Source organism: Streptomyces sp. NPDC086147 (genome assembly GCF_040702165.1).
Lineage (GTDB): Bacteria > Actinomycetota > Actinomycetes > Streptomycetales > Streptomycetaceae > Streptomyces.
In genome coordinates this window covers 84070-106423 of the sequence record NZ_JBFBJO010000017.1, presented here as the reverse complement: position 1 = coordinate 106423, position 22354 = coordinate 84070, and the positions used below count along the sequence as shown (strand labels likewise).

At 70.0% G+C, this 22354-nt stretch carries 20 protein-coding genes; 9 read left to right on the top strand and 11 right to left on the bottom strand.

Going from position 1 to position 22354, the window contains the following annotated elements:
• Position 1 precedes the first annotated feature (1 nt).
• From AB0398_RS27755 to AB0398_RS27740, 4 genes are all read right to left on the bottom strand, one after another.
• The gene (locus tag AB0398_RS27755; protein WP_366378353.1) at positions 2 to 799 is read right to left on the bottom strand and encodes an acyl carrier protein; all 798 of its coding nucleotides are present in this window, start codon (positions 797 to 799) and stop codon (positions 2 to 4) included.
• 66 nt (positions 800 to 865) lie between these two features.
• The gene (locus AB0398_RS27750) at positions 866 to 1711 is read right to left on the bottom strand and encodes an AfsR/SARP family transcriptional regulator (RefSeq protein WP_366378352.1); all 846 of its coding nucleotides are present in this window, start codon (positions 1709 to 1711) and stop codon (positions 866 to 868) included.
• Positions 1712 to 1941: 230 nt separating this feature from the next.
• Positions 1942 to 2562 carry a ScbR family autoregulator-binding transcription factor gene (locus AB0398_RS27745; RefSeq protein WP_366378351.1) on the bottom strand — a complete coding sequence of 207 codons (621 nt, stop codon included), beginning with the start codon at positions 2560 to 2562 and terminating at the stop codon, positions 1942 to 1944.
• Between the two features lie 349 nt (positions 2563 to 2911).
• The gene (locus tag AB0398_RS27740; RefSeq protein WP_366378350.1) at positions 2912 to 3286 is read right to left on the bottom strand and encodes a DUF6009 family protein; all 375 of its coding nucleotides are present in this window, start codon (positions 3284 to 3286) and stop codon (positions 2912 to 2914) included.
• Between the two features lie 476 nt (positions 3287 to 3762).
• Here AB0398_RS27740 and AB0398_RS27735 point away from each other — a divergent pair, with 476 nt between their 5' ends.
• Complete coding sequence (locus tag AB0398_RS27735) at positions 3763 to 4734, top strand: ScbA/BarX family gamma-butyrolactone biosynthesis protein (protein ID WP_366378349.1); 972 nt, start codon at positions 3763 to 3765, stop codon at positions 4732 to 4734.
• A gap of 265 nt (positions 4735 to 4999) precedes the next feature.
• Positions 5000 to 5665, top strand: coding sequence for a ScbR family autoregulator-binding transcription factor (locus AB0398_RS27730; RefSeq protein WP_366378348.1), 666 nt, complete (start codon positions 5000 to 5002; stop codon positions 5663 to 5665).
• A 131-nt stretch (positions 5666 to 5796) separates the two neighbouring features.
• On the opposite strand, the gene AB0398_RS27725 is transcribed toward AB0398_RS27730, so the two are convergent.
• Positions 5797 to 6912 carry a bifunctional DNA primase/polymerase gene (locus tag AB0398_RS27725; RefSeq protein ID WP_366378347.1) on the bottom strand — a complete coding sequence of 372 codons (1116 nt, stop codon included), beginning with the start codon at positions 6910 to 6912 and terminating at the stop codon, positions 5797 to 5799.
• A gap of 900 nt (positions 6913 to 7812) precedes the next feature.
• Here AB0398_RS27725 and AB0398_RS27720 point away from each other — a divergent pair.
• Positions 7813 to 9330 carry a phage/plasmid primase, P4 family gene (locus tag AB0398_RS27720; protein WP_366378346.1) on the top strand — a complete coding sequence of 506 codons (1518 nt, stop codon included), beginning with the start codon at positions 7813 to 7815 and terminating at the stop codon, positions 9328 to 9330.
• Positions 9327 to 9704, top strand: a complete 378-nt coding sequence (locus AB0398_RS27715) for a DUF6009 family protein (protein ID WP_366378345.1) — start codon at positions 9327 to 9329, stop codon at positions 9702 to 9704. Before AB0398_RS27720 ends, AB0398_RS27715 begins: the two co-directional genes overlap by 4 nt.
• Before the next feature lie 81 nt (positions 9705 to 9785).
• On the opposite strand, the gene AB0398_RS27710 is transcribed toward AB0398_RS27715, so the two are convergent.
• Both AB0398_RS27710 and AB0398_RS27705 read right to left on the bottom strand, forming a co-directional pair.
• Positions 9786 to 11075 (bottom strand): ParB/RepB/Spo0J family partition protein, encoded by a 1290-nt coding sequence (locus AB0398_RS27710; RefSeq protein ID WP_366378344.1) that lies wholly within the window; start codon positions 11073 to 11075, stop codon positions 9786 to 9788.
• Positions 11072 to 12319, bottom strand: coding sequence for a ParA family protein (locus tag AB0398_RS27705; protein ID WP_366378343.1), 1248 nt, complete (start codon positions 12317 to 12319; stop codon positions 11072 to 11074). The genes AB0398_RS27710 and AB0398_RS27705 overlap by 4 nt, the downstream gene beginning before the upstream one ends.
• Positions 12320 to 12702: 383 nt before the next feature.
• Between AB0398_RS27705 and AB0398_RS27700 the strand changes: the two genes are divergently transcribed.
• Positions 12703 to 14868, top strand: coding sequence for a helix-turn-helix domain-containing protein (locus AB0398_RS27700; RefSeq protein ID WP_366378342.1), 2166 nt, complete (start codon positions 12703 to 12705; stop codon positions 14866 to 14868).
• Between the two features lie 9 nt (positions 14869 to 14877).
• Complete coding sequence (locus AB0398_RS27695) at positions 14878 to 15435, top strand: XRE family transcriptional regulator (RefSeq protein ID WP_366378341.1); 558 nt, start codon at positions 14878 to 14880, stop codon at positions 15433 to 15435.
• A 244-nt stretch (positions 15436 to 15679) separates the two neighbouring features.
• Here AB0398_RS27695 and AB0398_RS27690 read toward each other — a convergent pair whose 3' ends face one another.
• From AB0398_RS27690 to AB0398_RS27675, 4 genes are all read right to left on the bottom strand, one after another.
• Positions 15680 to 16225 (bottom strand): hypothetical protein, encoded by a 546-nt coding sequence (locus tag AB0398_RS27690; RefSeq protein ID WP_366378340.1) that lies wholly within the window; start codon positions 16223 to 16225, stop codon positions 15680 to 15682.
• Between the two features lies 1 nt (position 16226).
• On the bottom strand, positions 16227 to 16892 hold the full coding sequence (locus AB0398_RS27685; protein ID WP_366378339.1) for a hypothetical protein: 666 nt from the start codon (positions 16890 to 16892) through the stop codon (positions 16227 to 16229).
• 882 nt (positions 16893 to 17774) lie between these two features.
• A complete protein-coding gene (locus AB0398_RS27680; RefSeq protein ID WP_366378338.1) occupies positions 17775 to 18236 on the bottom strand; it encodes a hypothetical protein in 462 nt (153 codons plus the stop codon).
• 653 nt (positions 18237 to 18889) lie between these two features.
• A complete protein-coding gene (locus AB0398_RS27675) occupies positions 18890 to 19897 on the bottom strand; it encodes a ScbA/BarX family gamma-butyrolactone biosynthesis protein (protein ID WP_366378337.1) in 1008 nt (335 codons plus the stop codon).
• Between the two features lie 81 nt (positions 19898 to 19978).
• Here AB0398_RS27675 and AB0398_RS27670 point away from each other — a divergent pair, with 81 nt between their 5' ends.
• From AB0398_RS27670 to AB0398_RS27660, 3 genes are all read left to right on the top strand, one after another.
• Positions 19979 to 20602, top strand: coding sequence for a ScbR family autoregulator-binding transcription factor (locus tag AB0398_RS27670; RefSeq protein WP_366378336.1), 624 nt, complete (start codon positions 19979 to 19981; stop codon positions 20600 to 20602).
• Positions 20603 to 20610: 8 nt separating this feature from the next.
• Positions 20611 to 21459: an NAD(P)H-binding protein gene (locus AB0398_RS27665; protein ID WP_366378335.1), complete on the top strand. Its 849-nt coding sequence runs from the start codon at positions 20611 to 20613 to the stop codon at positions 21457 to 21459.
• Positions 21460 to 21539: 80 nt separating this feature from the next.
• A complete protein-coding gene (locus AB0398_RS27660) occupies positions 21540 to 22304 on the top strand; it encodes an SDR family oxidoreductase (protein ID WP_366378334.1) in 765 nt (254 codons plus the stop codon).
• Positions 22305 to 22354: the final 50 nt, after the last annotated feature.

The window sequence follows — 22354 nt, the reverse complement described above, 5'->3', positions numbered from 1 at the left end:
CTCAGCCGTGTCGACCCAGCAGGACGAGTGCCTCGTCCACGGTGAGCCTGTCGTCGCGCACCGCGTCGAGCAGTACGTCGAGTTCGGTGCCGTGCGCCGCCGTCCCGGCGGCGGACGCGGCCGGGGCCGGAGCGGGCGCGGCCCCGGTGCGGACGGCGACGTGGGCGGCCAGCGCCGCGAGGTTCGGGTGGTCGTGGAGCGCGGCGGCCCGCTCCCGCAGCCCGAAGGTGCGGTTGAGGACGGTGACGAGCTCGGTGCCGATGATCGAGTCCACGCCCAGGAGCGGGAAGGACGCGGAGGGGTCGATCTCCCAGGCGTCGCAGCCCAGGATCGCCGCCAGCTGCTCGCGCAGGATGTCGAGGATCGCGCCGCCGTCGGCAGGGGCGCGGCTCCCGGACTCCGGGCGGGATTCCCCGTACGGGACGGGGTGCACGTCGGAGGCGTACGGCATGCCGACGTCGGCCCGCACCGTCGCGGAGGCGGAGGCGGCCCGGGCTCCGGGAACCGACCCCGCCCCGGGGATCGCCCCCGCCCCCTCGCTCAGCCCCTCCTCCCGGGCGAGCCGGCGGGCGAAGGCCGCGGGCGACGGGTGGTCGTAGAGCTCCGTGGGCAGGATCCGGAGCCCGTACCGCGCGTTGAGGACGGCGACGAACTCGACGGTCAGCAGCGAGTCGAAGCCGAGGGACTGGAACGTCTGCTCCGGGTCGATCCTCTCCGGCCGCACGCGCAGGACGTCGGCGAGGACGGTGAGGACGTCGGTCAGGAGGTCGCCGGGAGGAACGGTTCGGTCACTGGTCATCGGTGCCTTCTCCAGGAGGTCGGCGGCGCGGCCGGTCGCGTGCGCGGGGCGCGCGCACGGCCCGGCTCAGCCCACGCGGACGAGCCGGTCGTCGGCGTTCTCGACCGCCTCGACGACGCTCTCGGGACCGGCCATGAGGATCGCGCGCTGGAGCCTGCGCAGCGCGGCGGAGGGCTCCAGGCCCAGTTCGCGCACGAGGGTGCCGCGCAGCCGCTGGTAGACGTCCAGGGCCTCGCCGCGGCGCCCGGAGCGGTGCAGGGCGAGCATGAACTGCCCGTGCAGGTTCTCGTGGGTGCGGTAGCGGCTGGCGAGCACGGTGAGTTCGGCGAGCAGCTCGCGGTGGCGGCCGAGCCGCAGGTCGGCGTCGATGCGCTGGTCGAGCGCGCAGAGCCGGGTCTCCTCCAGGCGCCGGGCCTCCATGTCGAGCTGCACCCCGCCCTGCACGTCGGAGAAGGCGGGACCGGACCAGAGCGACAGCGCCTCGCGCAGCAGCCGGGCCGCGCCCGGGAAGTCGCCCGAGTCCATCGCCCGGTAGCCCATGCCGGCGAGCCGGTCGAACTCGCGGACGTCGGTGGTGCCGCCGCCGCTGTCGAGCAGGTAGCCGCCCGGCAGCGTCACGAGCACGTCCTTGGCGGTGCGCCGCCCGGTGGGGTTCTCCTCCCCGTCGGACGCGGCCCGTTCCAGGGCGGTCGCGATGAGGGCCCGCAGCTGCAGCACGTAGGTCTGCAGGGTGGTGCGGGCGCTGCGCGGCGGTGCGCCCGCCCACAGCTCCTCGATCAGCGCCGACACCGGGACGACCTGGTCGGCATGGAGCGCCAGCAGTGCCAGCACCTGCCGTGGTTTGGGGGCCGTCGGCGTGATGGAGACTCCTTGCTCCCGCACCGCCAGTGCGCCCAGTACTTCGATGTCCACGCGTACTCCCCTGTCCGCAGATGAAGCCTGGCTCAGTAAAAAACAGGACACGCGGTTTGTCAATACGAAACCGACCGCGCTGTTTTAACTGGAAGGAAGATTCGACGCTCCCTCAAGGAGCGCACCTGACCTGCGGGTTCATCGATCCACCGCAGCCTCGTACCTGCTCGGAGCGCCCTGTCCGGTCCCGGAAAACCGTTTCCGGACAGGGCGAAACAGACTGACGGGTCCTACGAGGACCGCGTCCCCTCGACCCTGACGTCGGACAGGGCGGTCTTCGGTACGAGCGTCGGCAGCAGCAGCCGCCAGAACCGCCCGACCGTGGCCGTCGAGAGCCACTCCGCGTCCCGTACGCCGAGCACCTCGAAGCCCACGGTCGCGGCCACCACGGCGGTCACCACGTCCTGCGCCGCGACCTCGGGGCGCAGCTCGCCCTCCGACTCGGCGTGCTTGACCGCCTCCTCGACCCAGCGCCGCCAGTGTTCGCGCAGGTCGATACGGACCGTACGGACCGTCTCGCCGTTCAGCGAGAAGCCCGCCCGCAGCACCACGTCGCGGCGCAGCGCGGCGGCGAGCCCCTGGGTGGCGTCGACCAGGAGCTGCACGCGGCCCGCTCCGGCCGGGGGGCCGGCGTCACTGACGGCCCGCAGCCTGATCAGCGCCTCCGCCTCCACGACGTCGGCGAGGGCCGCCTTGTTCTCGAAGTGGAAGTGCAGCGCCCCGTTGCTGACCCCGGCCCGGGAGCTGATCACCGAGAGCGAGGCCGCGGAGAAGCCCTCCCGGTCGAACACCTCGGCCGCGGACCGGATCAGGGTCTCGCGCGTGCGCGCCGCGCGCTCCTGTTTGACCATCGACTGCTCCGTCGTTGCAGAGGGGCCGCACCCGCCGAGGGGCAGGCCGGAAGGACGTGCTTGCTCCGGGGCTCCACGGGGAGGCGGGCCGGTGCCGCTCGGGCACCTTCACCGCCACGACCCGGCCTTTTCCTGGTAGGCCCCACGCAACTCTAACAAACCGCTCGCGCGGTTTCTATTGTGCGGTGGCACACAACCGGGCGCACGGGGGCGCGGGGCGACCCGTGTCGGGCCTCCGGAGGCGGCCGGAGCGACCGCGAGGAAGGCGTCCTCCGCCCGGCCGGCCGGGCGATGACGCGCCGTCGGAAAGGGGCCGGGCCTCCCGGTACGACGCCCGCGCCCGCCGTCGTCACACCGCCGCGGGCCCGGAACCGCCCCGTGAACGCTCCGTCCTGCGCCCCCTGTCGCCCGGGGCCAGGGTCCGGACGTCCACGGCCTCGGCGGGCGAACTCGTGGCGTACAGCCCGTCGGGAGCGGTGTCCCGGTCGTGCGGCAGCAGCCAGAACACCCGCCGCCTGAACGTGCCGGAGGGACGCGACGGCTTGGCCGTGGGCCCCAGCAGGGCGTACCCGACCATCCGTCCGTCACGGTGGTGGACGGGCCTGCCGCGCCGGGTCGGCAGACGGTCCAGGGTCTGCCGGACGTAGTCGAGCCGGCCGGTGTCCTCCAGCCAGACGAGGCTCACCTCGTGGGCGAGCTCGTCGTCCGTGATGAGGGCGCTCATGCCGTCTCCTCGTCCGCGAGCGGGCCGGCCCCGATCCTGACACCGCCCCCTGGAGCACGCGTGGAGCCGCAGCTCAACGGGGCTGTACGCACCCCCTGCCGGCGGCCGCACACCCCCTGCGCACCCCCGCCGGCAAACCGCCCCCGCCCACCGGCCATCCGCCCCGACCGCGACGGCCGAGGATCGCTCGAAGGCCGCTCGGGACACCCTGGAGAGCCCCCGTGACGAGCCCGGTCCGGCGCCTGGAAAAGGCAGTATGCACGCCCTGGGCAGCACGCCCTCCCCCTTCTCGAAGGCAGTTGCCAGGGGCACATTCCCGCACGTCAAACACCTTGCAGAGGTGTCCGGTAGGGAAACTTGGGTGCATTCGCGAAGGGAGTGTGGCGACCCCGTAGAAAATAAACCGGTTGGTCTGTATCTTCGCTGCCTGAGGGGACGTCACGCACGTTCGAGCCAAAGACACCTCAGGGGGAACCATGTCCATCAGCACCTTCCGCTCAGCAGACACGACTTGCCCCGAGAACCACGCACCGGCCTGGACGGCCGCTCTGCGCTACCCGTCGCTCACCACGACGGTGCCCAAGGAGTTCGTCCACAGAGCGAGCGTCGCCGAGGTGATGCTCACCGACTGGAAGCGCACGGGCGACGACCGCTTCGTCGTCTCCGCCCAGTGGCCCCGCGCCCACAGCTTCTTCACCGCGGTGGAGGGCCGCCACGACCCGCTCATATCCGCCGAGACCATCCGCCAGGCCGGCTGCCTCCTGGCCCACGCCGAGTACGGCGTCCCGCTCGACCACAGCTTCCTGATGTGGTCGCTCGACTTCGTGGTGTGCCCGGACGGCCTCCTGATCGACGACGCGCCGGCCTCGCTCGACATCGAGATCACCTGCTCCGACGTCAAGCGCCGGGGCGGTTCCGTCGCCGGGTTCCGCTACGACGCGGTGATCCGCCGCAACGGCCGGATCGCCGCGACCGGCTCCGCCGACTTCACCTGTGTGCCGTCCAGGGTCTACACCCGCATGCGCGCCGAGCGGCTGGCCTCCGGCCGTCCGCGGATCCCGCTCACCGCCCCCACGGCCCCGCAGACCGTCGGACGGATCTCGCCCACGGACGTCGTCCTGTCGCCCACCGGCGAGCGGGACAACTGGCAGCTGCGCGTGGACACCCGCCACCCCATCCTCTTCGACCACCCCGTCGACCACGTACCCGGCATGATGCTGCTCGAAGCGGCCCGCCAGGCCACGGCCGCGACCCTGGGCCGCCCGGCTCTCGCCCTCGGTCTGACCGGCACGTTCAGCCGGTACGCGGAGCTGGACGCGCCCTGCTTCATCACCGCCCGCCGCCTGCCCGGCACGAGCGCCGGGGAGTCCGTCCTCGTGACCGGCCACCAGGAGGGCGAACCCGTCTTCAGCACCACCGTGACCGCGGCCGCGGCCTGCTCCGAGTAATCCGGCACGGCCCCCGCACGGCGACGCATCGTTCCGGTCCTCGGGGCGCACGCCCCCGGCCCCGAGGAGACCGGCCCGCACCATCACGGCGGCCCCCGCCGCCGCCCTCTCCCGCTTTTCCGCCTCGCCCACCCACCGCGTTCCCGATTGTTCAGATGTTGATCAGTTGGGTTCGGAGAGCTGCGCCGAGCACCGCTGGATGTAAGATACATACTGGGCGGTTTTTTTATGGCGCCCTCAGGTTCACCGCAAGAAAGAGGCGAAAGTGGTCAAGCAGGACCGATCAGTCCGTACACGACAGACGATCCTCTCGGCAGCGGCCAAGGTCTTCGAGGAACGTGGCTATCAGATGGCGACGATCAGCGAGATCCTCAACACCGCCGGAGTGACCAAGGGGGCCCTGTACTTCCATTTCCCCTCGAAGGAGGACCTCGCCCAGGGGGTCATCCACGAGCAGGACCAGCTCCTCCCCGTACCGCCCCGGAGCTACAAGATCCAGGAGCTCGCGGACACGGTGATGCTGCACGCCTACCGGCTGCAGACCGAGCCGATGGTCCGGGCCGGCGTACGGCTCTCGCTCGACCAGCAGGCCCACGGCCTCGACCGCAGCGGTCCGTTCACCTACTGGACCGAGGTCGTCAGGGCGCTCCTGGACGAGGCCCGGATCAAGGGCGAGCTGCTCCCCCACGCCGTGCCCTCCGAGGCCGCCGACGTCCTGGTGGGCTCCTTCGGCGGGGTCCAGGCCATGTCCCAGGCCGTGTGCGACTACCAGGACCTGCTGTCCCGGGCCTCCAGCCTGTTGCGGTACGTACTGCCCAGCGTGGCCGTCTCGTCGGTCCTCGCCTCGGTCGACCTCACGGAGAGCCGCGGCGAGAAGATCGCGGCCGAGCTCCGCGTCCGGGCGACCGCCCCGGACGCCACGGTCGGCTGACCGGTCCGACACGGCACGGACGCACACCCCCGAAGAAATACGCCCCCGCCCGGCCTCCGTGGCGATTAAAAATATACCGGGCGGGCGGTTCTCTTTGCAAGACGGGTCCGTCCGCCGGTCTCCCGCTCGCGTCACGGGCGGGAACGAAGGTGCAGCGGCCGCACGGCACCCGCCGCCAGGCCGCCCCTGATGATCCGGTCCACCCTCGTCTCCTGGCCGGGACGGGCCGCCTCGGCGGTCCGGCGGAGCGCCTCGTACGCCTCCTCGGAGGACAGGTGACCGGCGGCGACCAGGCCCCCGGCGGTGTAGGCGGCCCGGTTCAGCCTCTCGGTGAAGCCGGCGCCCTCGGCGACCGCGCCGCAGGCCGCGACCTCGGCGAGGACGCCCGCGAGGACCCGCTCGGCCGGGTCGCGCCCGCCGCCCGCCGCGACGACGGCCTGACGCGCCCTGGGCGGTACGGCCTGCCGGACGGGAGCGGCCCGTTCGACGGGCGCGTGACCGGTGCGTTCGAGCTCGGCGGCCAGCCACCCGGGCAGCGGCGCGGGCCTGCGGGCCTCCCCGAGCGCGGTGTAGGTGCCCGCGACCGTGGTGGTGCCCGGGGCGATGATGTAGCCCCCGTGGGCCCGTACGTCGACCTGCCAGGCCAGGGCGCGGCCTCCGGTCGAGCCGGTCGAACACTGCCAGCGGCGCCCGTCGGTGACCCGGTACCAGATGTGCATCCCGCCCGAGGGCGTCCGTACGCGCAGGGTCGTCACGTCCTCCGCCGGACTGGGGCGGCCCCTGAGCGCGGCGAGCACCGCGAGGGTGTGGAAGCCGGTGGCGATGCCGGCCACGTCGACCCGCTCGTCGATCCCGATGCCCGGCAACAGGCGGTCTCGGGAGGGGGGTTCGCGGTCCGGATGCGCGTCGACGTCGATCACGACGAGCCCGGCGGGACCGCAGGCGACGCCGACGCCGAAGCGCGCGTCGCCGCCCCACCAGCGGTCGATGCGCGCGGTGTCGAGGGTCGCGGCCCGGAAGCCGTGGCACCAGCGGCCAGCCCCGGGGCAGGGGCAGTCGTCGTAGCGGTGGCCCGGCGCACGGCAGGCCTCGCAGTTGGCCGCGGGCGTCTTGCGCCCGGGAGCCAGCGGGAGGACCGGCCAGCCCTGCCGGGCACACCACCGCGCAGTGACCGAAGGGGCGGCCGGTACGGGCGCCCGGGCGGCAGCTCCTGAGTCGCTGGAGGGAAAGCCCAGTTCAGCGGGCATGCCGGCTCCCGGCAGCGACCGAAGCGACCGGACCTCGTGCACAGGACGTTCCGAACACCCGGGGAGCGGATGAACTCCTCGGGAAAAACGCCTCCTCGCTCATGTCCTGAGAGGGAACCAGCTACCGGAGGCGGGGTCAAGCGACCCGGTCCTCGCGGCCGGACGGCTCGGGTCGCCGGGAAAACCGCAGGTCGGAAGGGTGGGCACCCTCAGAAAGCGACTGAAGCGACTGAGTCTCCCTATATATGACGCGCACGCGCACACAGGGAACCCTCATATACCCGAAGCTTCGGTCGCTTGAGTCGCCGAGAAGTCCAATCCGCCCCCCTGACCTGGGATTTCCTCCCCCGATCCGGGAGCTACCCGGAGCGCTCCGGTCGCTCCCCCACAGTCGCTCCCCCGGCTCCGCCCCCGACCGGGCCCCCTCTCGGGTCGCTCCGACCGGACGTACGCACCGGGGTCTCTCGGCCGGCCATACGGGCCTGAGTCTCTTGGGTCGCTGCACACCCCTCCCCCAGCGGGTTGCGTCCACCGGGGTAGCAATGATTGGCTCGAACTTGATTCTGACAGACCGGACGGTTTTTTTCTGTAGGATCCCGAACGGCGTGATTCGCCTTCGGTACTGTTCATGTCATAGATGAGTCGCTTCGGTCGCTGGTGGGGGAAGAACATGGCCGGTGAACTGCGTTTTCCGCGCAGCGACTTAAGGCAGCCCTGGCGCGGTCGTTTCTCGCCCGGAGGCTGTCCGCCCCCGGGCCGTCGGGGAACCGAACCGGATCAGCGGGTTCCCTCTTCCCGCGCGCCCCGGTCCGGATCCGTTCCCTCTACGGCGGGATCAGTCGCCCACGGCTGCTCCCCAAGCATCGGCCGCACACGCCCGAGGGGCTCCAGGGGGGATGTATGACTGTCGGTCCCGACGACAAACTTTTCGACGCCCAGGCGGTGGCCGCGCAGATCCTGGCCCACTTCTCCGACGCTCCTCCCCAGCAGGCGCCCCCCGGAGCGCCCGGGCCGCCGGGGGAGCACGCCGGCCCGTCGGGCCTGCTGCCCGACACCCTCAGCGACCGCGGCAACGCCAAGCTCTTCGCCAGGCTCTACTCCCACGACTACCGGCACGTGCCCGGTCTGGGCTGGTACCGGTGGGACACCACCCGCTGGCAGATCGACGAGGACGACACGGTCCTGTGGGCGGCCGGCGACCTGGCGGAGAACATCGCCGTCACCGACCCGCGGGGCGTCTACACGGACACGGCCATGCGCCAGCACCGCCGCCGCGCCCTGAGCACCGGCGGCATGAACGCGATGCTGACCCAGGCGAAGTCCGCCCCGGGCATGGTCCTCAACGCCGCCTCCCTGGACGCCGACCCCTACGCCCTGTGCACCCCGGCGGGGATCGTGGACCTGCGCACCGGCGCGGTCCGGCCGGCCGCCTCGGACAAGGACTTCCACTCCCGTTCCACGTCCGTCAGCCCCCGGGCCATGCCCACCCCCCGCTGGCTCCGGTTCCTCACCGACACCTTCGGCGAGGACGCCAAGGGCGCGGAGATGATCGACTTCCTCCAGGTGCTCCTCGGGTACTCGATCACCGGCGACGTGGGCGGACAGGTCATGCCCTTCCTCTTCGGCTCCGGCAAGAACGGAAAATCGGTTCTGCTGGACGTGCTCCTGAAGCTCCTGGGCGACTACGCCGACGCGGCGCCGCCCGGCTTCCTGATGGCCCGGCCGTACGAAGGCCATCCCACGGACCTGGCCGAGCTCCACGGACGGCGCGTCATCGTCTGCAGCGAGGTGAAGCCCGGCGACCGCTTCGACGAGGCCCGGGTCAAACTCCTGACGGGCGGCGACCGCATCAAGGCCCGCCGGATGCGCCAGGACTTCTTCAGCTTCGAGCCGACGCACAAGCTCTGGCTCCTGGGCAACCACCGCCCCGAGGTCAACACCGGCGGCTTCGCCTTCTGGCGCCGCATCCGCCTGCTCCCCTTCGAGCGGGTCGTCTCCGACGACCGGAAGATCGACAACCTGGCCGATCTGCTCGTCACGGAGGAGGGCCCCGGGATCCTCAAGTGGCTCATCGACGGCTCCCGCCGCTACCTCGCCGGCGACCGGGACCTCACCGGCCCCGAGCGCGTCCGCATCGCCACCACCGCGTACGCCGAGACGGAGGACCACACCGGCCGCTTCTTCGAGGAGTGCTGTCTGCTCAACCCGGACCACCGGGCGGAACAGGCAAGCCTGTACGCCGCCTACCGGAGCTGGTGCCAGAATGAAGGCGCGCCCGCCATCTCCTCCCGGGCCTTCGCGGCACGGGCCAGGGAGCTCGTCGGACTGGCCTCGCCCAAGGAAATGATCCTGTCCAACTCCCGCAAGTACTACCCAGGCATCGGCATGGCGGTGCTCGCGGACGAGGAGACCACATGAGCTCCCTCATCACCGACGAGGAGATCAGCGACGAATCCGAGCTCGTCTGGCTCGAGAACGTCGAGGACCTCGACTACGTCCGGCAGAGCCTGGACCGCCTCCCGACCCGGCGGGGCAGGCCCGCCTACCACCGCGACGGGCGGATGATCGGCTACGCCCAGCTCAGCCCGCAGGCCAAGGCGTCCCGCTCCTCGGGCACGTTCCGCCGCCGCGTCTTCTGGCTGCTCCCCCACGACCGGGACAACGACCCCGAGGGCCTGTACGCGACGGGGGCCCCGGCCGAGGCGGTCGACCCCCGCACCCTCGCGCCCGGCGCCAAGGGCAGCAAGACCCAGCGCTCCAAGGGCACCGACGCCCCCCGTCTGTTCACGTAGGGACGGGGACGCCCCGCCCGGCGCCGGCGATGCCCCTCCCCCACCGGGGGACGAAGGCATCGCCGGTTCCGTGGCGCCGTCCTACGCGCCTTCACGGAGACCCGCGGCGACCTGCTCCAGGATGGCCGCCAGCGAGTTCCGGTCCTGCACGGCGAGGTCCCCCCGCATGTCCGCGATGACGGCCCCCACCCCCGTACTGCGCTTGAAGTAGTGCTGGATGAACGCACTGCGCTGCCTGGGATCGAGCCGGTCGAAGGCCGTGTCCATCAGAGCGACACCATCGTGCAGCGGCACCTCGGGAACGGCCGGTACCGCAGCGACGACCGGCACCGCCGGAGCCGCCGGACTAGTCGGAGCCTCCTGTGCACTTCTTGGCGCGGGCACCTCGTCCGTAAAGGACCCACGGTCTTCGCCCGCCGGGTTATCACGGCGTGATAGGTCGACGGCTCCCCCGTCGACGACTCCCCCGTCTGCGGCACCTTCTCCCGAGATGCCTCCACCCGAAACGCCTCCACCCGAAACGCCCCCACCCGAAACGCTCTCTCCCGAGGCACCCCCACTCAAGACGCTCCCGTCCGTGGTTCCGCCCCCGCCCGAGACCACCACCTCGTGAACGACCGGCGGGTTATCACGGCGTGATAGGTCGCGCTTGGCGGCGGACCTCTGCTCCGCCGCCTCCGCCCGGGCGTCGGCCTTCGCCCGCTGCTGCTCGGGAGGCAGCTTGGACAGATTGCGGACGTGCTCGATCGTCCGGCGCCCCTCGACGAGATCCGCCTGGAGCCCGTGGTCCAGGTCGAGGATCGACAGCTTGGAGGAGATGGTCGACTGACCGATGCCGAGGCGCTTCGCGGCCTTGTTCTGCGAACCGTAGAACTCCACGAGCTTCTTCAGCGCGTGGGCCTGCTCGATCGGGTTCATGTCGTCGCGGTGGACGTTGGCCACGAACGCGGCTTCGAGGAGGGCCTCGTCGGTGGCGACGAGGTGGTTGTTGACGCTGACCCGGATCACGGTGGCACCGGCGAGCCGCGCCGCTTCGAGCCGACGGTGGCCGTCGACGACGATGTACCGCGCTCCCTCGTCCACGTCCTCGGCCCGTTCGGGCCGCTCGGCCAGATAGGAGTCGACGGTGGCGACGGTGATGGAGTTGACGAGACCGATCTCGCGGATGCTGTCGGCCAGCCCTTCGAGATCGCGGAGCTCCTCGCGCGGGTTGTCGGGGTTCTGGCTGATGAGGCCGAGCGGAAGCTCCGTGGGGTCCGGAACGCCCTCGGTCGGTGCGGCCGTGGCCGCGCCGATGGCGGCTCGGCGGGCACTGATGGGACGGGCCTGCGCGAAGGAGGATCCGGCCCCGAGGTTCTTGGCCTTGCTCACTTGCTGATCTCCCGGGCGAGGGCGCGGAGCGCGACGGACTGCTCGCACCGGGGTGCGTAGGCGAGGAGGGGCCGCTTGGCGCGGACGGCCTCCTTCTGCTCCTTGAGGTCACCGATGACGCCGACGACCCGCGGATCCTTTATGTCCATCCAGGACTGGAGGGAGGACGTCGCGATGTACCCGCGGCGGGCGTCGTAGTGGTTGACGACGAGACCGAGGTAGTCGATGTCGAGGGCGAGGTCGCCGCGCATGTCCTCGATCTGCGCGGTCAGCAGGCCGTACGCGTCGGCGCTGCTGTCCTCGGCCTGGACGATGATGAGGACGCCGGAGTTGCCGGTCTCCTCGTTGTCGCGGCGGCGTCCGTAGTACGACGCGGCGTCCATGCTGAGGCCGAGGCTCGGGGGGCAGTCGACGACGATGACGTCGTAGTCGGCCTCGACGGCCCGCAGGGCACGTTCGAGGGCGGCCTCGCGGGCCCGCACGGAGGCGAGGCGGACGTCGAGGAGGAAGGCGTCGGTGCAGGCGGGCAGGAGGTCCAGCCGGTCGCCGAAGCGGTCCTCCTCGACGGAGACGACCAGATCGGCCAGTTCGCCCTTGCCCTCGCCGGCCATGTGGTTGGTGAGGGAGTCCCCGCCCATGGGGAGCAGTTCGTGGCCGAGCTGCTTGGTGAGGTGGCCCTGCGGGTCGAAGTCGACGAGCAGAACACGCTGACCGAGCCCGGGAAGGTCTTCCAGGGCGAGGGGATCCTCGGGGCGGTCGTCGGCTTCGAGCAGCGCGGCGAAGTGCTTGGAGACCCGGACGGGGACGAGCTCGGCCGCGTTCTCGGCGAGGGCCTCACCGAGCCCGGCGGTGATGGCGGTCTTGCCCACACCGCCCTTCTGGTTGCAGACGATGACGCGCCGGACCATCGCGGGCCGCTTCGCCTCGGGGACGGGGTTGTTGTCGAGCCAGAGGGCGACGGCCTGGGCGATGCCTTGGGTGAGGGAGACCCCACGGCTCTTGCAGTCGTCGCGGAAGCCGTCCCACAGTCCGGCGGGAAGGAAGGTGGAGTAGGTCTCCGCACCGGCGGTGTCGACGGCGGCCAGGTTCGACCCCAGACCGCGCCAGGCGGTGATGCCGGCTTCGACGGCGTTCTGCATGTCGAGACCGTGGAGAGCGGCTCGGACCTTGAGGTCCTGCCGGAGGGTACTGGTGAGCTTGGTGACGACCTTCTCCCGGTCGCCGCCCGTTTCGGGTGACGTCATGGACGTCACCCTACTAACGACTGAGATCAACTTCTGCCATTGACGCGTTAGGAAGGTTACGAACTCCTCTCGGGTTATCACGGCGTGATAACCCCTCACCCCACTCCGGCCCTCACCGACCTATCACGTCGTGATAACCCCTCAGCCCCTCTCGACCCCGCCCGACCTATCACGGCGTGATAACCCCGCGCCCCGTCTCCAGGCCGTCCGACCTATCACGGCGTGATACCCCTCCCTCCCACTCCGCCTCCTCGCCGACCTATCACGCCGTGATAACCCCGGAACCCCACAGCACACACCCACTCCCCATGCACGCGTTTCGTACGCCGAACGTACGCGATATGTACGTTTCACCAGGTAAGGTGTCGGCCCGGAGGTGTTCCATGTCCGAGTTGTTCGACGCGGTCGACGCCCTGCTCGCGTCCCGCGCCCCGCTCCCGCCGCCGGCGGAACGCAAGCGTCTGCGCAGCGCGCACGGTCTGACGATCGACGAGGTGGCGAGCGCGCTCCAGGTACGCCGGGCCACGGTCAGCGCCTGGGAGTCCGGCAGGACCGAACCGCGCCCGCCGGAACGCGACGCGTACGCACGCCTCCTCGACGGCCTCGCGAAGCTCTACCCCGCCGACACCGACACTCCTCCCACGGAGACACCGGACCCGGACCCGGCCCCGGAAGCGGAGACGGCTCCCACGCCCCCGGCTCGGGAAACGCAGCCCCGACCCACCCCCGCCGTCACCAACCCTCCTTCGGCCCCCCGGAGGACACCCCCGGCCGACACCTCTGCGCCCCGCACACCCGGCACGCCCGACAGGGCGGACGCACGGTTCGCGAACGGCCCGCTCGCCGTCGTCGACGTCGACGAGACCGGCCAGGCGCTGGCGTACTGCCCGGGCGGCCTCCTCCTGGAGATCCCGGCCAAGTCGCTCCCCTCACTGGTGGAGTGGACGCTGCGCGAGGGCAGGCTCGGCCAGCCCAAGCTGTCCGGGCCGGGCAAGGACGCCGACCCGCTCCTCGTCCTCACCGAGGCCGCGCTGAAGCGCTACGGCCTCCCCGTCGCCCTCACCGAGGAGGAGCGGCTCGCGGGTCGGATCCCCGAGAGCCACAAGGTCGTCAAGCAGCTGGCCCGCGCGGAGTGGAAGCTGACGAAACGCGGCTTCGGACCGTGGGCGCGGATCTACCGTCCGGCCACCGGCTCGGAACGGGCCTGCGTGCAGCTCTGCATCCCGTCCTGGCACGCCCTCGACACCCGGCACTGGGGGAGCGTCGGGCAGCTCCCGCCGGCAGAACTCGCCCGGGTCCTGGGCGTGTACGCCTCCCGCGTGATGACGCCGCGCGGCTCGACCGCGGTGACCGGCCTGGAGCTGATGACCGCCCTGCACCCGCCGACCCGCGCCTCGGAGCCCGACGCCGACGGCAAGCGGCACTCCGAGCGCAACCCCGCCTCCCTGGGCAAGGACCCGGTGGACTGCGCGCCGTGCGAGGCCCCGGACGGGCACCCCCTGCTCAAGGACCTGCCGCGCTTCCACGTGCGCGGCCCGGCGGAGAAGCTGTTCGAGGAGGCGTACGACTGGGCGCGGCCGATGACGGACGCCGAGTGCACCCTGCGCCACCTGGTCGGCGTCGACGTCAACATGGCCTTCGCCGCCGGAGCCAACGGCCTGGTCGTCGGCCTCGGGGCACCCACCCGCGTCCGGAACCCCGCGTTCGACCCGAAGCTGCCGGGAAGCTGGCTGGTCGACCTCTCCCACGTCGACCTGTCGCACGTGAAGGTCGCCAAGGACAAGTGGGCGGAGCTGGACGGCGGCCTGTTGCCCAGCCCGTTCACGCCGAAGGGCGACCGCCCGGAGGGACCGGCCTGGTATGCGACGCCGACCGTCGCGTACGCGGTGGAGCTCGGGTACGACGTGGCTCCGCTGGAGGCGTACGTACGCTACGAGAACGGCCGGTACCTGGACGGCTGGTACAACCGGCTGCGCGACGCCCACCTCGCCACGATGGCCGACCTGGGGGTCGGCGCCGACCTGTCGCCGGAGGAGTTCCTCGCCGCGATGGACGGCCACCGCGGCCGCGATCCGGAACTGGCCGTCGTCGCCTCGGCGATCAAGGCGACGGTCAAGGGCGGCCTGGGCAAGCTGCGCGAGCGCCCGCGCGGCGAGGGCTGGCGGCCGGGGGAGCCGTGGCGCGCCCTGTCCCGCCCGACGTGGCGGCCGGACATCCGCGCGGCCGTCATCTCCCGCACCCGGATCAACCTCCACCGGAAGATCGTCAAGCACGCGGCGTTCACCGGGCAGTACCCGATCGCGATCCTGTCCGACTGCGTCGTGTACGCGGCCGACGGCGAATCGCCGCTGGACTTCCTGCCCTACCGTCAGGGCAAGCCGCTGCCCGGCGGCTTCAAGCTCGGCATCAACCCCGGCCTGGTGAAGCACGAGGGCACCCAGACCGTCCTGTGGGGCGAGGAGGTCCGCGAGCGCTTCGACGCCCCGGACCTCAACCTCGCCCGGTACATCAAGGACGGCACCGTCACCGACGTCGACAACGGAGAGTAGGAGAGGGCGATGAGCCTGTTCGGGGACGGCCTGGAGAAGGCGGTGCAGAAGGCGTTCACCCGCCCCGCGCCGAAGTCGGCCGGCGCGCAGATGCGCTACCTGGTCAAGCGGATGGACGGCACCAAGGCGGTCGCCCAGCTGCTGCGGGTCTCCCAGCGCACCGTCGAACGCTACGTGAAGGGCCAGATCAAGAAGCCCCGCCCGGACCTCGCCGTGCGCCTGGAGCGCGAGGTGAAGAAGCGCTGGCAGCCCCAGGTCCGGGCCAGGGCCCGGCAGAAGGCGGCCACGACGGGCGGCATCGTCATCGACACCCGCGCCCGCATGGGCTACACCGCCCCGATCGGTACGACGGACGAAGACCGCATCCGTCACCTGACCGTGGCACTGCCACCCCACTACGCCGCCCGCCTCTTCGACGCCCAGGACGCCGGCGCCGGCGACCAGCGCCTCCAGGAGATCACCGCCGAAGGAATCAGAGAGGTGTACTTCCAGGACGGCGGCCGCCGCGCGGGCAGCCTGGAGGAGGTCCGCTTCACGAACGTCGAGCACCTGGAGTTCGACCTGTAGGGGCCGCGCCGGAGCCGCCCTGTAGGGCTTGGTGAGACCCGTGAACGTCTCCGCACCGTCCGGGATCATGCGGCGGCACGTACGAACCGGGACACATCCATGGCCGGGTTTCCCTCAGGCGGGTCGTTCGGACACGGATGGTCGAAGATCGAGATGGTGCTATCGCGGTGGAGGCAGTACTCTGACGGCGATATCTAGACGCATTGAGGCCCCTGCTCAGGCAGGGGCCTCAGTGTTTTCCGTGTTACTTCTTGCCGCTCCTGCGCCGTGTCCTTCTGGCTGCGGCGAAGTCGAGGACCGCGGGGTCCTCCACGGAGTCGGTCTCGGCGGATTCCGCCGGGGCCGTGTCCTGGGACTTCTTGCGGGCGGCGGCACGGCGGCGGCGTTCTTCCTCCGCCTCGGCGACGGCCTGGTCGTAGCGTTCTTGGTAGTCGTCGATGTCGAGCCGGTCTTCGGGGTCCATCTCGTTGATGGCCGCGAGCTGGTCGGCGACGGTGCGGTAGCCGCTGATCATGGGATTGAGGCGGTAGACGCCCTTGGCCTGCCGGAAGACGAGCCGGGCGTGACCGAGGCACTGGAACCCGCGTCCGACCAGCGACCGATGGACGTTGAGCATCTCGGCGAGCTCGTTCTCGGTGATGATGCAGCGTCCGCCGGGCTCCTGGATGCCCACGACTTTGGTCAGGACGCGGTACGCGATGCCCGGCATGGCCGGCAGGTAAGCGAAGCCGTTCAGCGAGCCATAGGTCAGCTCGGGTGGTTCGGGGCTCACAGAGGTTGCCGGGATCATCTCACTCCTCCGGCTGCTGGGTACTGGGGCTGGTCCTGGGTTCCTTGGAGGGTCGAGGAGACGGCGGTGGGAGCGTGGCGTCGGGCATCGCCATCTCCCGGAACACCTCCGGGACCTGATCGTCGAGGACCAGCTCGTTGAGCAGGCTGAGCTGTTCGATCCTGACGGTCGTCCGCTTCGCGGCGGCTCCCCGGACAGGGGTGTCGACGGTCACGTAGCCGCCGCGGAGGGTCACGGTGGGCTGGAGCTGGTGGCGGCCGCGGGAGACCGTGTGGACGAGACCCATCTTCCGGGCTTTGGTCATGGCGCGGGAAACCGCTTCGTCGGACAGCTTCAGATCGGTGGCGATCCTGCGCTGGGTGCGCTTGACGATGCCGCCGACCTCTTGGCTGCCCATCAGGTAGAGCACGACGCGCAGGCCTGTGAGGTCGTTCCAGTAGTACTGGGCGAGCCACATCAGGAAGTCGAGGCTGTCCTGGGCGAAGTACTTGCCGAGGAACTGGGCGGAGACGCGTTCCTGGGTGATCTCTGCCCGGTGGCCCGGCGGGAGCTCGACGGTGTTGGCGCGCGGGCGGAGTGCGCCGACCGCGAAGGGGCTGTTGGCGCTGGGGGCGCGTGGTGCTGTCCGCGGAGAACGCCGTGGGTCTCCGGGAGCGGATGCGGGCATGGGTTCCTGACACTCCTGATGATCGATACCTAGACGAAGCGCACAGTATCGATTGCGCACATGCATAGCAACGACGCGACCCATGTGCGCGTTGCGCCGGTGTTCTATGACTGGAGAGGCAAGGTTCTTCCGGCGTCGCAAGATTGCGCATAGAGGTCGCAATTTTTACGGGCGAACTTGCTTCCCCAGGCATGTCAGCAGGGGGTTTCTTGACCCTGAGACATAAGTTTTTCCCCATCGGCAAGGCTCTGACCAGCGGAAACGTGGTCGGTCAACATCTAGAACATCTTCTGCACCTGCCGCCCCATGAACCCGAAGCCACACGGGTACGACTCGCAGACACCAACTTCCTTACGTTCCACAACGCTGGTACAAGCCCACTACCAGCAGGTTTTCCCCGAGCTCAGCGCTCTCCCACCCTCCTGAACCTGCACCACCGACAGTCAGCCACGACGATGCGTCCACGTAGGCAGGCGTGCGCCACGTATGCACGGCGACCACTTCCCGTCATCAACCACGCTGCACTGGTCCCAGCTTGCTGGGACCCACCCGGACTAAGGTGCCACCTCCTCATTCACTGTGCGGTGCCCCTTGGTTGAAGGGTCGTAGTGCTTTGCCGAGATCATCTTGCAGCGCTGTGTGCCGTCTCCCGGGCCGCCTCGGTGGTCCTGCTGGCGTAGTCCCCAAGATCCACGGACGGGAGTGGCAGGCAGAGGTCGGGGGTGAAAGCCTGCACCGAGGCCGACCAGCGGCCGGACTCCATGATCGGGAGATGCGTGGTCATCGACCGGACCGGGCGGCGAGTTCGAGGTATTGGGCGTTGTCGGTCTGCATCACCGGCTTCTCGTACCCGGGGGAGGGGATGTCGGTGGAACGGGATGCCTACGGCTGCTGGTCGTTGTCCGCCGGCGGGAAGCCCATGGCTCGGGTGAGCGCCTGGCGGAAGACGGGGACGAGTTCCTGGTCCATCCGGTAGGCGATGTTCTGGTGCCAGGAGGGGTTGGCGGGGTTGGACACGGGGGTGATGGGGGCCGGGGTCCCCTCCGGCCACCAGTCCTTGCGGACGCCACGATCAACGGCTCGCTTCAGGGAGTTGGACGGGCCGTTGAGCTTGCCGAGCTCGCTGCGCAGCTTGTCGGCTTCGAGGTAGCCGTCGCCGTCGACGATGACCATCTGGGCCATCCGGCGACCGCTGGCGGTCAGGGAGCGGAGATAACGCTCGGCTCGGTCGACGGTCCAGCCCGGCTGGACGGTGCTGATGGACAGCTCCGCGTGATGCTGAGCGGCGAGCGCGACGAGCTTCTCGGCGAACTCTTCGCTCGCGCCCTTGATGATGATCTCCATAGGAGCCTTCCGACAGATCCTTACCTGGTTCTCCCCGGTCTCCACGCAGGATGCCCGCCTCCGGACCTTACTATCTAGACCGGGGAGAAGATTGACAGAATTTTGCACTCATCACAGAATTCCGCACTCATCATGGGTAGGCGATCGTCTCGATGGACTGCGGTGCGACGAGGATTTAGCCGACTGGTGTCCGCAGGATGGGCATTGGGGACTCTCGCCTGCCCAGCTGGCCACCGTGTGTGCTGCAGTTCCTGCTCGGACCGGCGGACCGGCGGACCGCCGAGAAGGAAGACGGGCCCGGGCTGCCGCCCTCATACCACGGCTGAGTGAACGTCGTGCTGACGCGCAGCCGTCGTTCGACCTCCTCGGCGCAAGCACGTTGCGGATGCCTTCCGCGGGACTCGTGTTCCGGCTTCAGTTGAAGGACCTGGTTGCGCAGGCGCCACGGTTGCTCCAATCCGCGAGTTCAACGGGCCGTCCCCACCCGTGTCGGACGAGGCCACTTGCGCCCGTGAGCGCGTGACCCGCTGACGCGGTGACTCCGGGTCGGCACCAGGCCCCCGCGCCGCCGACACGATCTGCGGCTTTCCGGAGTCCAGGCCGATCGGGACCGGGGGGACCCGGCTGCGGTCGGCTGTCGAGACGCGGTCCGTTCAAGGAAAGACCGAAGAGTGGAGCGCGGCCGACCGGCGGCGGTCGGGAGTCTGCTCATGGTCGGCCGGGTGCCGATCCGCTCGGATCGGCACGGGCTCGACCGTGACCTCGGCGGTCAGACGGGTGCTCTGCTCCTGCTCGACGACGGCCCGCAGTGTGTTGCCGCGTGACGGGGTTATCGAGACCCAGGCCGGCGCGTCCAGTTCCACCCAGCCGTCGAAGGAGACCGACATCCCGGTCACCATGCGGTCCGTACCGGGTGAGTCGGCGTGCGCGGCCTGACGGACGGCTTCCAGGAGGAGCATGCCGGGCGCATGGTCGACGGGGTGGTCGAACAGGACGGCGTGATCCAGGTCGGCGCGCAACTGCCAGTGGCCCGGGCGACCGGTGTCCGCCAGCACCACGTTCTCGCGGTGACGGTGCCCTACCGTGACCGGCTGGAGGGGCGGTGGTGGCGGCAGGGCTCGGCGGAGTGCCCCGGCAAGATCGTGCCCACCGCGTAATCGCCGGTAGACGGCGGAGGAGTGATTGGTGAACCGGGTGCGGGCGCTGCCGACGTGGCGACCGTTCAGCCGGACCTCCGCATACATGGTCATCGAGACCAGACGATCCTTTCTGGTCCGGACATCGGCGCAGGTGGCATCCAGGACGACGTCGGCGCGCGCCGACGGGGCCGACATGACCTGCGGTTCGACTTCGAAGGCGAAGTCGTCCCAGACCAGGTGGCTGCCGAAAGGCACGCCGTAGGCGACGTGGGACAGCAACGGAAACGTCTGACGCACCGTCTCCACGAAGAGCAGAGGGTCGAAACGGTGGTTCCGCGACTGGTAGAAGGAGTGATGACGGGGCCACGAGGCGTGGATGGTGTGCCGGTTCCGGCCGTGGGTGGTCCAGTCGGTGAGGAGGACCTCGGTCGAGTCCCGCTTGTGCACGAGTTCCTGTGGCACCCTCGCGGCGACCCGCAGTCCTTCCGATCCGCCGTTGTGAACGTTGGGCATGTGGCCCATCTCCCCGAGTTCATGGCCTGCGTGACAACCGTGCGGCTAACATAAATTATGTTATCTATGTGTGTCGAGGAGTGATGCAGGGTGACATCTGTCAAGGCGCAGCAGGCCGCTCGGACGCGACAGAGGGTCTTGCTGGCAGCGGCGGAAGTCTTCGACGAGGCCGGCTACGAGCAGGCGTCGGTGACTCGGATCGTCGAACGGGCCGGACTCACCCTTGGCGCGCTCTACTTCCACTTCGGCTCGAAGCAGGGGCTGGCCGAAGCCCTGATGAACGCCCAGCCGACGACGATAGAGCCTCACCTCGAGTCGACCGGACTGCAGCGGATGGTCGACATCACCCTCGTATGGGCGGATCGCATGAAGCGCGACCCGATCCTGCGCGCGGGCGTTCGTCTCGCTGTGGAACAGGGCAGTCACGGCATGAACGACGCCACCTCCTTCGAGGAGTGGCGGGAACTGATGCGAGACCACCTCGATGTGGCCCGACGGGAGGGTGAACTCCGTGAGGGGACCTGCCCGGACCGTTTGGCACGGTTCTTGGTGGGTGCCTGTACCGGTCTGCAGGTCTACTCGAATCTGGCGGCCGGGCGTGCCGATCTCATGGAAAGGGTCTGTGACATGTGGGACCTGCTGCTGCCCAGCGTCGCGTCCGAGTCCGTGGCGCACGACATCCAGATCGGTCCTGCGCGCGTCCCGGGTCGGTGACCGCGCTCATGTCGCACATCGTGCTCACCGGTGCGACGGGGCAGGTGGCCTCGTTGATGGTCCGCCATCTCCCGGCTCACTTCCGGGTCACTCTCACCAGCCGCACCTCATCACCCGAAGTGGTCCGTTCCGGGGTACGGCACGTCACCTGCGACTACGGCGTGCGCGAGAGCCTCGTCGCCGCGTTCCGAGAAGCGGACGTCCTCTTCGTGGTGACCAACGACCCCATGCGCCCCGAGCACGACCGGAACGTGGTGGAGGCAGCCGTCGAAGCGGGTGTGGGACACATCGTGAAGCTCTCCGCCGCAGCCGTGCTCGACAACGCCGCACACGACCTCGTCACCGAGTGGCAGCGGAAGAACGAGGAGCGCATCAGGGCGAGCGGAATCCCCTGGACCATGGTCCGGCCGCGATCGTTCATGTCCCATGCGCTGGGATGGGCACCTGACATGCGCAGCCACGACTCCACGCACGCCCTGTACCCGCACAGCCGCAACGCCTGCATCGCGCCCGAGGACATAGCGGAGGTCTCCGCCCGTCTCCTCGGGGACGTCAGGCACCACTTCCAGTCGTACCAACTCACCGGACCACAAGCACTGTCGGCCCACGAACAGTCGGCGATTCTCGCCGAGGTGCTGGGGCGCCCCCTCGTCTGCCGGGAGTTGTCCCCGGAGGAAGCGCACCGGCGCTACTTGCGCCGGCACCCGGCGCCGATGGCCGACGCCCTGCTCGTGAGTGCCGAGCGGCAGCTCGCCGGAGCCAAGTCCCACACCACCGACACGGTGGAGCGGATCATCGGGAGGCCCGCCACCACCTTCGCGCAGTGGGCACTGGACCATCGGGACCGCTTCGAGTGAGGTCGACGACCTCAGGACGACCACTTCCGGTACGGCTGTCTCGAAGGCGGTCGAACGCGACACACACATCAAGGAGCCTCATGGCCGGGCAGGGTCTGTTGGACGGCAAGACGGTCGTCATCACCGGAGCCAGCAGCGGCATCGGCGCGGCCGCTGCGGAACTCTTCGTGCGGGAGGGCGCCCAGGTGGTCCTGACAGCCCGCCGCAAGGACCGGTTGCTCGACGTGGTCGACAGGATCGGCGCCCGGGACGGAAAGGCCGTCGCCGTGGTGGCCGATGTGACGCGCGCCGAGGAGATGCGGACGGTCGTGCGGACCGCGGTCGAGACGTTCGGCGGGGTCGACGCCGCCTTCAACAACGCGGGGTGGACCTCCACCGGCACCCCCATGCACCTGATGGACGACGAAGAGTACGACCGCATCATGGATGTCAATGCGCGAGGCGTGTGGAACGCGATGAGGGCGGAGATAGCCGTGATGCTCGAACGAGGTGGCTCCATCGTGAACACCTCGAGTGTCGCCGGAGTCCGCGCGACCGGTGCCTCCGCCCCGTACATCGCAGCCAAGCACGCGGTCATCGGCCTGAGCAGGGCAGCGGCCGACGAGTACGCGAAGCACGGCATCCGTGTCAACGCGATGGCTGTCGGCAGCACGCGGACCGAGTTGATGGAGCAGGTGCTCTCCGACACGCCTGCACTTCTCGGGCCCTTCACCGAACGCTCGATTCAGCGGCGCCTGGCCGACCCCGTCGAGATCGCCCGGACGGCCGCGTGGCTCTGCTCGGACCGCTCGTCGTTCACCACCGGCGCGGTTATTCCGGTCGACGGGGGGTGGACCGCCCGATAGAGCATGCCCAACGGGTGAACTTGCCGAGAACGTAAGGGCTTTCCCCTGAT

Coding starts and splice junctions, on each gene's coding strand:
- AB0398_RS27695 (WP_366378341.1), top strand. CDS start 14,878: ATGAGCCTGTTCGGGGACGGCCTGGAGAAGGCGGTGCAGAAGGCGTTC.
- AB0398_RS27715 (WP_366378345.1), top strand. CDS start 9,327: ATGAGCTCCCTCATCACCGACGAGGAGATCAGCGACGAATCCGAGCTC.
- AB0398_RS27660 (WP_366378334.1), top strand. CDS start 21,540: ATGGCCGGGCAGGGTCTGTTGGACGGCAAGACGGTCGTCATCACCGGA.
- AB0398_RS27665 (WP_366378335.1), top strand. CDS start 20,611: ATGTCGCACATCGTGCTCACCGGTGCGACGGGGCAGGTGGCCTCGTTG.
- AB0398_RS27755 (WP_366378353.1), bottom strand. CDS start 799: ATGACCAGTGACCGAACCGTTCCTCCCGGCGACCTCCTGACCGACGTC.
- AB0398_RS27675 (WP_366378337.1), bottom strand. CDS start 19,897: ATGGGCCACATGCCCAACGTTCACAACGGCGGATCGGAAGGACTGCGG.
- AB0398_RS27740 (WP_366378350.1), bottom strand. CDS start 3,286: ATGAGCGCCCTCATCACGGACGACGAGCTCGCCCACGAGGTGAGCCTC.
- AB0398_RS27690 (WP_366378340.1), bottom strand. CDS start 16,225: ATGATCCCGGCAACCTCTGTGAGCCCCGAACCACCCGAGCTGACCTAT.
- AB0398_RS27705 (WP_366378343.1), bottom strand. CDS start 12,319: ATGACGTCACCCGAAACGGGCGGCGACCGGGAGAAGGTCGTCACCAAG.
- AB0398_RS27680 (WP_366378338.1), bottom strand. CDS start 18,236: ATGGAGATCATCATCAAGGGCGCGAGCGAAGAGTTCGCCGAGAAGCTC.
- AB0398_RS27725 (WP_366378347.1), bottom strand. CDS start 6,912: ATGCCCGCTGAACTGGGCTTTCCCTCCAGCGACTCAGGAGCTGCCGCC.
- AB0398_RS27720 (WP_366378346.1), top strand. CDS start 7,813: ATGACTGTCGGTCCCGACGACAAACTTTTCGACGCCCAGGCGGTGGCC.
- AB0398_RS27745 (WP_366378351.1), bottom strand. CDS start 2,562: ATGGTCAAACAGGAGCGCGCGGCGCGCACGCGCGAGACCCTGATCCGG.
- AB0398_RS27735 (WP_366378349.1), top strand. CDS start 3,763: ATGTCCATCAGCACCTTCCGCTCAGCAGACACGACTTGCCCCGAGAAC.
- AB0398_RS27700 (WP_366378342.1), top strand. CDS start 12,703: ATGTCCGAGTTGTTCGACGCGGTCGACGCCCTGCTCGCGTCCCGCGCC.
- AB0398_RS27685 (WP_366378339.1), bottom strand. CDS start 16,892: ATGCCCGCATCCGCTCCCGGAGACCCACGGCGTTCTCCGCGGACAGCA.